Origin of the sequence: Oceanispirochaeta sp., from assembly GCF_027859075.1 — a bacterium.
Taxonomy (GTDB): Bacteria; Spirochaetota; Spirochaetia; order DSM-2461; family DSM-2461; genus Oceanispirochaeta.
The window spans coordinates 1-9,343 of record NZ_JAQIBL010000088.1 but is presented as its reverse complement, the minus strand read 5'-3'; the positions used below and the strand labels follow the sequence as shown (position 1 = coordinate 9,343).

Sequence of the window (9,343 nt, the reverse complement as noted above, 5' to 3'; positions counted from 1 at the left end):
TCATCTCTTCTTCGTCACTCAATTGTCAAATATGCTCGATATTCTCCTCATTCGTTCCTAAAATAGAAGAAAAATCTCTAAAAATAGTTTCAAAAGCACTAAGTCCGACAGACTGCTAGTCTTCCGGAATTTCCATCCAGTGTTCTTTCAGAAATTTTGTAATGGATTCAAAAGCAAACTGTCCCAGCTGTATCTCATCCTTCCCGAGAAGGAGTATTTCATCTACTTCGTCTTCCTGCCTGACAAAATTCATGTCACAGCATTCTGCAATAAAAAACAGATCACATGTGTTGTAGGTTACACCTTTATAGGGATAAATATTATACCCGCTTGAAATATAGCGGAGTTTTGTCACAGAGATGCCCAGTTCTTCCCAAATTTCTCGGCGGCAACACTCTTCGGCCGACTCTCCAGGATCAACAAAACCTCCCGGCAGATCCAGCAACCCCTTTCCAGGTTCACGGCCCCTTCTCAAGATTATAGATCTGTTTCCTGATTTAACAAGTACGGCTACGGCTGCGGCAGTATTGTGGTAGAGAACAAAACCACAGGAAAGGCAGTGGGTACGCTTATTGTCAGTAAATTCCGGATGGGGAGACTGGCACTGGGGACAATAGGAAAACATCAGAACTCCTGATCATGATCATTATTGTAGGGATCATAGTTAAAAGATATAGTATTGGAATGAACAGTATATGTGTTTTCTGCGGATCAAGTACAGGTTTTGGTGAGAAATACAAAGAAGGGGCGGTCAGCCTCGGCATTGAAATAGCAAGGCGGGGTCTTCATCTGGTTTACGGCGGCGGCAATGTCGGTTTGATGGGACTCCTGGCACAGACGGTTCTTGAGGGTGGGGGCAGGGTGACAGGGATAATCCCTGAAGCTATTCACAAAAAAGTGAAACTTCTTCAGGGAGGCCGGACCATCGTTGTTGCCGATATGCACAGCAGGAAAATGAAGATGCATGAGGAATCAGACGGCTTTATTGCTCTTCCCGGTGGAATCGGTACTTTTGAAGAAATCCTGGAGGCCTTTACCTGGAGTCAGCTGGGGTTTCATAAAAAACCGGTAGCCCTCCTCAATACGGAAGGCTACTACCAGTCTCTTCTGGACCAATTTGTTCACAGTGTGCAGGAGGGTTTTTTCAAAGAGAGTCATAACAGAACTCTCCTTATCCATGAGGATTCCTCGACACTTCTGGATGCCATGGACCTGTATAAGCCCCTGATAGAAGATAAATGGATTAATCCTTAAAAGCTTCTTTTATTTACACTTTCCCAATAGATAGCTGACCGGAATACCACCGTTTTTAAAGAGCTATTTTTTATCCCATCTCAAGGCCAGAGCTTTTTCACATTCCAGACCCGGAACAATGATGCCCCAGGGAATCCCTTTGTATTTTTCGAGGATGGTCCGGCCCATTTTTCTGTAGAACTCTTCCTGGTCCTTCAGAGAGAGGCGTCTGCCATAGGGAGGGTTTAAAATCAGGAAAGGTTTTATGTCTCCCTCCACGGCCAGGGGAGTCCTGTTGAAAAAGTCCTCTTTGATGAATTCACAGTCTCCCGGATCTACAGAGCATTGCCCGGACATCAGCTTGAGATTCTCCCGGGCGGCGCCAATGCTTTTTTCGTCAATATCAGAGGCAGAGATCTGCCATCCAGTCATTATTTCAGTTCTTAATTGTTTTTTAAGCCATTGAAAGCGGTTGAGCTTGAATGACGGCCAGTACTCAAAGGGATAGTTCCTGTTGGGTGATGTAAAGAGTCTTCTAGAATATCCCAACCCTTCCAGGGCAAAGGTTCCGCTACCGCTCATAGGGTCCAGGAGAAGAGTATTCTCCGGCAGTTCAGGAAGGATGAGAAGAGCGGCGGCAATATTCTCTTTCAAAGGGGCATCGTTGATGAATTTTCTGTAGCCTCTTTCATAAAGGGCTCCGCCCCCTGCATCCAGGCTGATGGTAAACTGGTCATCCACACCCCGGATGATGATTGTCTGAAGGGACGGATCTTTTACCCGGGTATTTTTGTACACAGGAGGCCTGGCTTCCATCTTGATAAAGTGTTCCTGCAGACTATGATTCAGGGCTTTAATGATCTTGTCTTCCACATGAAGACGGCAATGCCTGGTGGTCAATTTCACTTTGAAGCTGCAGCCCTGCTTGAGATACAGGTCCCAGGGAATCCTTGCCATTTTCTGTTTGAGTTCCATAAAACCGCTGGTCTTAAATGTGTCCAGCCGGAGGTAGAGTCTGGAAAAACTACGGCTCATCAATACGGTTTTCCAGAGATCTTCAAGGCTGACCTCGGCGCATATACTGCCCGGTTCTATTTCTCTTTCAGGACTGAGTCCCAATTGTTTCAGTTCTATCTCTCCGGCTTCTTCCAGTCCGGGCTGAATGGCTCCAAAGAGGGTATGCTTTCCTGCTATAATATGCCGTTTGATGCGGCGATCCAGGGATTTTTGATTTATCATGGGCCACAATAGCATATTTAAAGGCCCAGCTAACAGTCTGAGACGGCTGTTTTTGGACAAGCCGTACAAATCCCGTTCCCATTCCCCGGCTGATGAGATAATCTGTGAATCAATGAAAACAGAGCTGTTCCAATCCTTTCCGGTTTCATCCCTTTTTAATGACCTCAGGACTCAATGGGACTCTTTCCAGAGGATCGTCGTGAAAGCCGATCCGGGTGCCGGAAAATCGACGATCCTCCCCTTGTTTATTCTGGAAGAGAAGCTTGTCCGAGGTAAAATCATCATGCTCGAACCCCGGCGGATGGCGGCCCGGACTCTGGCTCGTTACATGTCGAGTCTTATGTCCTGGAAATGCGGAGACACCATCGGTTACAAAGTCCGGGGGGATGTCTGCTGCAGTCCGGAGGCAAAAATCCAGATTGTCACCGAAGGGGTCTTTGTCAGGATGATACAGGATGATCCTTTTCTGGAAGGGGTTTCTCTGGTCATTATGGATGAATTTCATGAACGAAACATCTTCACAGACCTTTCCTTTGCCTTTCTCAATGATGTTCAATCCAACCTCAATCCTGACCTGAAACTGATCATCATGACGGCCACGCCGGAGGTCAAAGTCCTGGAAAGGGTTCTTCCCGACTTTTTATATCTGGAAAGTGAAGGCAGAATGTTCCCCGTCTCTATTCAATCCGACGGCAGAGCTCTGGAAACCAGGGTCAGAGCCTCCCGCATCAGATCGGTTCTGGATGAAGTTCTCCGGATTTCGGAGGGGAATATTCTCATCTTTTTACCGGGGGAGAGGGAAATCCTGGACCTTATGGAAGACGTCAGAACCCATCCCCTGGTATCGGATACACAAGTCATCCCTCTCTATGGTCGTTTGTCTCCCCAAGAGCAGGATCGGGCCTTGAATCCACCGGATGAGCGCATCATCGTGGCGGCCACCTCCATTGCCGAGACCAGTTTAACCATTCCCGGCATCAGTTGTGTTATCGACACGGGGCTGGAACGGAAACCTCAGTTTGACCCCAATGCAGGACTCAGCCGGCTGGTCACAAAAACTATCTCCAGGGCCTCGGCCAGGCAGAGAGCCGGGCGGGCCGGGCGTGTCCGTGAAGGTTTGTGCATCCGGCTCTGGGATCAAAATGATGAAAGCCTGATGGATGATTTTCCGGAACCCGAAATACTCAATGCAGATCTGAGCTCTCTGGCTCTTGAAATCCTGGTCTGGGGAGCCCATGATCCCGGCGATCTTGTCTGGGTTGATCTCCCTCCGGCGGCCCATTATCATCAGGCCCGGTCATTGCTGTATTTATTAATAATCATAGACAGTGAGGGCCGTCTTCAACCGGAGGGCAAAAGTCTGGCGGGAGCCGGTGTCCATCCGCGGCTGGCCCATATGCTGGACAAAGGCAGGAAAGAGGGGCGGGAACAGACTGCCTGCGCCCTGGCGGCTCTCTTGTCCGAGGGGGACTGGCTTCCCTTCCAGAAGGGCTCAGACATCAGACTGCGTCTGGAGATACTCAAAGAAGGGAAAGAGAAAAACAATAAGAGGGTCATTCAAATCCTTCGAACATGGGAGAGCCTTTTAGTCCGGTGTAAAATCCAAAGAACCCTGGTAGAACCGGGAGACAGCGCGGCTCTTCTGTGCCATTCCTATCCCGATAGAATTGCCCGGATACGGGGAGAGAGGATCTATCAGATGTCAGGAGGCGGCAACTGCCGGTTGAGAGCAGAAGATCCCGTTCAGACACAGGAATTCCTGATCGCTCCCCTCGTAGGCGGCTCCGGAGACATTCCCTCCTGTTTTTTGACCTCTCCCCTGGAAAAAGAGCTTCTCTGGAGAGAGTTTTCCCCCCTTATGGAGGAAGAGGCTGCCACTCTCTGGGATGAAAAAAAGTGCCGGGTGAGTAAAAAAGTGACTGTGAAGCTGGGGAATCTGCCCCTCCGGGAAGATACAGGAACAATCGATGCCGGAGACCCCCAACTGGCCATGCAATTGGCATTCCTTTTTAGAAAACGGGGATTGGAGATGCTGCCCTGGAGTCAGGAGGATAAGAGTTTTCTGGATAGAATCCAGTTTGCCCGATGTCTGAAAAAAAATAATCTGAACTGGCCTGACACAGGGGAGGAAAGCCTTCTGTCTACCCTGGACAGATGGTTTCTGCCTCTGCTGATCAAAGGGAAGCTGGAGGGAAGACTGAAAGACGGATTAGCCTCTCTTTTAGGTTGGGAAGAGCGGCAGTTTCTAGACAGGCAGGTGCCGGAAAGGCTGATTGTTCCCTCGGGAAGCCGCATCCGCATCGATTATTCTACAGCCGGAACCGCTGCGGTGGATGTCAGGCTGCAGGAAATCTTCGGCCTCACTGAGACACCTCTTCTGGCAGGAGAGGTTCCTATCCTTTTCCGGCTGCTGAATCCGGCCCAAAGGCCCATTCAGCTCACCCGGGACCTCAAAAGTTTCTGGGAAAACACCTATCAGGAGGTCCGTAAGGAGCTCCGGGGGCGTTACCCTAAGCATTATTGGCCCGAGGACCCATCGGTGGCAGAGCCTACCAGAAGAGTCAGACGATAGTCACTCTTTCTTCAAAAGGTTTTTTTTCTTTCAGCTCAGGTTCAGACAGTGCCTTACCCAGGGGGATCAGAATCCTGATGATCCTGTCCTCGGCCAGGCCGCATAGTTTTCCAATCTCTTGAGCCCTTTTTACATTCCGCAGCCATCCATCGATCCACACCGTGGCATAGCCCAGGGCCGTAGCTGCCAGAAGGATGTTTTCAACAGCCGCCGCACAGTCTTCCACCTCAAAACTCATACCAATGTATGTTTTTTCGGGATTTTTGCTGATGTGACAGGCAATATATGCCGGTGCTGTCGCCATGGAACCGCCCGCTCCCGGGATTCCTTTGATCTTTTCTACAATAGTAGCATCCTGAATGATGATAAAACCGGTTGTCTGTGCATTCTTCCCGGAGGGAGCATCCAGTCCGGCCTGAACTATTTTTCTCAGATCATCCAGGGGGAGGGGTGCCTGATCCAACTCATTTCTGTAACTGTGTCTCTTTGATACTGCTTCGAATAAATCCATAAAGGACTCCTTTTTTTAGAATAGTTTTTTTTAGAAGAAGACATGTTAAGCATCCTCGGTCTATTCTTTGTACCATTGTAATCGAATCTCAAAAGCAGTGAAATAGAATCCACTATTCTTAGTGGAAAAACTTGACTTGCTTCAGAGTTGTGCTAAATTTAAAGAAGAGAGTTTCACCTGCCCCATTGATATCCGCTTTGTGCAAACTCGAGAGCATGGAAGGAGAGTATGGTTCAAAGATTTTTCTTTATAGAAGAAAACGAAGAGATCGCCGGTGTTTATACCGATAAAGATATAGCCCGGGAAGAGGCTTTATATCTGAAAGAAGATCATCCTCTGGATCATTTCAGGCTCTATAGCCTGACCATGGCCGAAATCGAAAACTATCCCGATGCTTTTGAATTCGCAGAAGCTTCCGGACTGGTACAGCATAACTGATCTTCCCTATTCAACAAATTCCGAACCACTCCTAATCTTAGATACCAAAAACATTAGTATTCTCACAAAAACTTTACTTTGAAGAGGAAAGGCTAAGGGGAGGGGTGTATAATAGAATCTATTATTGAGTAAGGATTGTTTTGATGAAGAAATATTTTGTTTTCATAGCCACTGCAATTTTACTGTTTGCATTTTTTTCCTGTAAAGAAACATCAAGTTACGATAACTATACTTGGGACGGTACTAATTATACTGATGCCGATTCAGATGGAATACCGGATGTTGCAGAAGCGGATGGTACCAGTTTTTACGATATGCCTCTCTATGACTGGGGCGCCAGACCGGGAATACCAGATTTGTTTGTGCATGTAGCCCCCATGGTGGCGGGAGCTGATCCTGATTACCCGACCTATCCTGATGGAGGGATGCTCCTGCAGAAGAAAGCCCTGGATAGAGTTGTCGCTGCATTTGCTGCTCAGGGCATAGCCCTCCATTTTGATGTCGGTAAAAGCAGACTATACGAAGGTTACAATGAAATAACAGACCGCGGGACCAGCACATATAATCTAAGCGGTAAGGATCACAGTGTTTCTTACAATAAATCAATAGCTCTGTATAATTATTCCGGTACAGATTCTTCCTTTACTTTTGTTAATACCCTTAAGCCCCAGTATCTTCCCTCTGATCGTTATCAGATCTTTTATTTTATGGTTTTCGGGTCGTCACAGGAGGCTGATGGTGGAAGCGGTTCTTCCGGTATCGCTTATCTTGGAGGGCGTGATTTTCTTATTACTCTTGCAAACTGGGGATTTGGTTTTGGATCCAGTACTGTTTTGAGTTTGACCTATGATAATTTTGAGAATTATGTTGTCAATAAACAGGCTTCTACCATCATGCATGAGTTCGGCCACAATCTGGGTTTGAAACATGGAGGAAATGAAAATCTTAATTATAAGCCAAACTATTACAGTATAATGAATTATTTATACCAGATGTCGGGGCTCCCCAGGATCGGAGCATCAGAGGGTGATCGGTATTATTATGAACGATACTATGAGAGTGAAGGGGCTGATCCGTGGAAAAGCCTATTAGATACTCAATATTCTGCGGCACAAATAGCCTATTACGGCGGTAGTCTGTATGAAGTTGATTTAAAAGACAGTGCCTATTCAAGTACTTACAAAATGGATTATTCCCATGGAGAAGGCGGGCAGCTGGATGAAGCCAGCCTGGTTGAATCGGATGGTTTAAAACAGAGTGGATCTACCAGTGTGAATTGGAATGGAACTGGATCGGATACAGAAACTGTTCAGGTAAACATTAATCCATCCTATGTAAATTATGATTCTGGTTCAGCAGTTGTTGATATCATTGATGACGATAAATTCAATGATCACAACGACTGGGGAAATCTATATGTATATTACAATGATCACCATGCTGGCGTTTCCAGAACCTTGGAAGATCCCAACCGTGAAATCATCAGAGAATATGATGCTCCCCGCAACATGATTCCCTTCCAGAGGAGCAAGTAATTTGAAAAATGCAGTTTTAATTTTCCTTTGTTTTCTTCCGTTAGTTTCTTGCCAAAGCACAGGGCAGAATGAATTGCAACCACAGGAACGGACGATCTCCATTAATCCCGGGATCATGTCCGGCACTGTTGAATCGATTGAGGTAAAAAATAAGAAGCTGATTCTGACAGGAAAAAATATTGATATTGCCTTTAAACTGGAATCTGAAAAAAGTCTTTCAATTCTGAAAAATACTGAATCCTTTAACTATTCAAACCACAAACGGCCCGACGGCCCTGTGGCGACTTTGGCCCTCAATGACCCAGATCTGCTTGCCTGGATAGGCGATGGAATCCGCAACGGCATGGGTCCCGAAGGTTTATCCATTGAACCGGGTACAGCTGTCGATTCTCTCGTTCTGAAGTCGGGAGAGACAATCTGGACCGTTCCGGCGGAGAAAGAAACCATCATCCAGTGGAAGGGTGCCTCCTGGCTCGTCTATGCATCAGGAATCACGAAAGGGACTCTTGCGGATCAACCTGCCTTCGCCGCTGACATTATTATTCTGAGGCAGTGATCCCTGTGAATCGGCTCCGGTAGTCTCTGCTCATCCCCGGAGCTGTCACCATCTTGGGAACACCCATAAACTGACAGAACCGGGAGAGCATTTTTCTCAGGGCTTCAATCATTTCTTCATTTACAATCGTGTCTTTTTCAAACCATATTCCCTTCAGAACTAGGGTTTTGGACTTCCTGTCTATCGCCGGTTCACAGCGCCCGATTATCTTTCCCTGGTAGAGGATGGGCAGCACATAATATCCGTACTGCCTTTTGACCGCCGGCGTATAGACTTCCCATCTGTAATTAAAGAAGAACAATTCTTCCAGCAGCTCCCGATTCCACATGATGTTATCAAGAGCGGCCAGAAGGACCGCTGGAGATTCTGTCTTGATCGGTTCTGGATTTGTGAGGAAATTCTGCAGATCTTCAGTCGGTGCATACCAGTCACGTTTTGACCCCTCCAGGATGATTTTTGTAATGATCCCTTCGTCCATCAGGGCTGTCATGGTGGAACGAATCTCTTTCATATTTGTTTCGGCTATACCGAACCAGAAATCCCGGTTACTGAATCCGGCGATACCAGCCGATTTGATCCGTCTCAGGATATGGTTTTTTCTATAGCTTTCCAGATCTTTGTAAGGATCGCCTCTACTGATCAATTCTGAAGGCAGGAGACGCTCAGTGAGATCATAGACTCTGTTGGAATTCTTTCTGTGATGAATACTCAACACTCCTGAAAAGAAAAGCCCTTCCAAAGCCGCCTTTGCCAGCCGGGATGATCCCCAGGCCCAGTTGACTTTCCCTTTGTCAGCGAACTCCAGGGAGGAGAGAGGACCATTGTCACGAACTTCCCGGAGGAAGCGGGGCAGGTGATTCTTCACTTCATCATAGCGGGTCAGATAGGATGAAGTCATCTCAAGTCTCAGGCGGGTAAAGAATGGCCAGTCATCGCTGGGAAAAATGGACATCATCTTATCCCAGCCATCGCACAGAACCCTGTCCTGGTAGAGCAGTTCCTGCAGCCAGGATTGTTTGTAATCGGAGATTCTGGATTGCAGGACAAGGTCGGGATTCATCCCGCAGACATTCAATGGATCAAACTGGATACAACCCACCTTTTTGATGTAGGGCAGTATAGATTCTTTACCCTCTAAGCTTTGTGGATTATGGAGTCCATGGTATTGAAGGAGATAGGCGGTCGCCTGATCCTTCTCCATTATTAATTCTGCCAACTGTTTCAGTTGTATTGCACTCATAATTATAGATCCTAAGCGC

General features: G+C 47.1%; 9 protein-coding genes. 5 read left to right on the top strand and 4 right to left on the bottom strand.

Annotated features, from left to right (window positions below; translation table 11 throughout):
• Positions 1–115: 115 nt before the first annotated feature.
• On the bottom strand, positions 116–625 hold the full coding sequence (locus PF479_RS04710; protein WP_298002803.1) for an NUDIX domain-containing protein: 510 nt from the start codon (positions 623–625) through the stop codon (positions 116–118).
• Positions 626–684: 59 nt separating this feature from the next.
• Here PF479_RS04710 and PF479_RS04705 point away from each other — a divergent pair, with 59 nt between their 5' ends.
• A complete protein-coding gene (locus tag PF479_RS04705) occupies positions 685–1,254 on the top strand; it encodes a TIGR00730 family Rossman fold protein (RefSeq protein ID WP_298002800.1) in 570 nt (189 codons plus the stop codon).
• Positions 1,255–1,317: 63 nt separating this feature from the next.
• Here PF479_RS04705 and PF479_RS04700 read toward each other — a convergent pair whose 3' ends face one another.
• Positions 1,318–2,472, bottom strand: coding sequence for a hypothetical protein (locus PF479_RS04700; protein WP_298002798.1), 1,155 nt, complete (start codon positions 2,470–2,472; stop codon positions 1,318–1,320).
• A gap of 112 nt (positions 2,473–2,584) precedes the next feature.
• Between PF479_RS04700 and hrpB the strand changes: the two genes are divergently transcribed.
• Positions 2,585–5,044, top strand: coding sequence for an ATP-dependent helicase HrpB (gene hrpB / locus PF479_RS04695; protein WP_298002795.1), 2,460 nt, complete (start codon positions 2,585–2,587; stop codon positions 5,042–5,044).
• Here the strand turns inward: hrpB and PF479_RS04690 are convergent.
• Positions 5,034–5,555, bottom strand: coding sequence for a nitroreductase family protein (locus tag PF479_RS04690; protein ID WP_298002793.1), 522 nt, complete (start codon positions 5,553–5,555; stop codon positions 5,034–5,036). The two genes, hrpB and PF479_RS04690, sit on opposite strands and share 11 nt — an antisense overlap.
• Before the next feature lie 228 nt (positions 5,556–5,783).
• On the opposite strand from PF479_RS04690, the gene PF479_RS04685 reads away from it, so the two are divergent.
• From PF479_RS04685 to PF479_RS04675, 3 genes are all read left to right on the top strand, one after another.
• Positions 5,784–5,993 carry a hypothetical protein gene (locus PF479_RS04685; protein WP_298002790.1) on the top strand — a complete coding sequence of 70 codons (210 nt, stop codon included), beginning with the start codon at positions 5,784–5,786 and terminating at the stop codon, positions 5,991–5,993.
• Positions 5,994–6,136: 143 nt separating this feature from the next.
• Positions 6,137–7,528 (top strand): zinc-dependent metalloprotease family protein, encoded by a 1,392-nt coding sequence (locus tag PF479_RS04680; protein ID WP_298002788.1) that lies wholly within the window; start codon positions 6,137–6,139, stop codon positions 7,526–7,528.
• A gap of 73 nt (positions 7,529–7,601) precedes the next feature.
• Complete coding sequence (locus PF479_RS04675; protein ID WP_298002785.1) at positions 7,602–8,084, top strand: hypothetical protein; 483 nt, start codon at positions 7,602–7,604, stop codon at positions 8,082–8,084.
• On the opposite strand, the gene PF479_RS04670 is transcribed toward PF479_RS04675, so the two are convergent.
• Positions 8,068–9,324, bottom strand: a complete 1,257-nt coding sequence (locus PF479_RS04670; protein WP_298002783.1) for a crosslink repair DNA glycosylase YcaQ family protein — start codon at positions 9,322–9,324, stop codon at positions 8,068–8,070. The genes PF479_RS04675 and PF479_RS04670 overlap by 17 nt on opposite strands.
• Between the last annotated feature and the right edge of the window lie 19 nt (positions 9,325–9,343).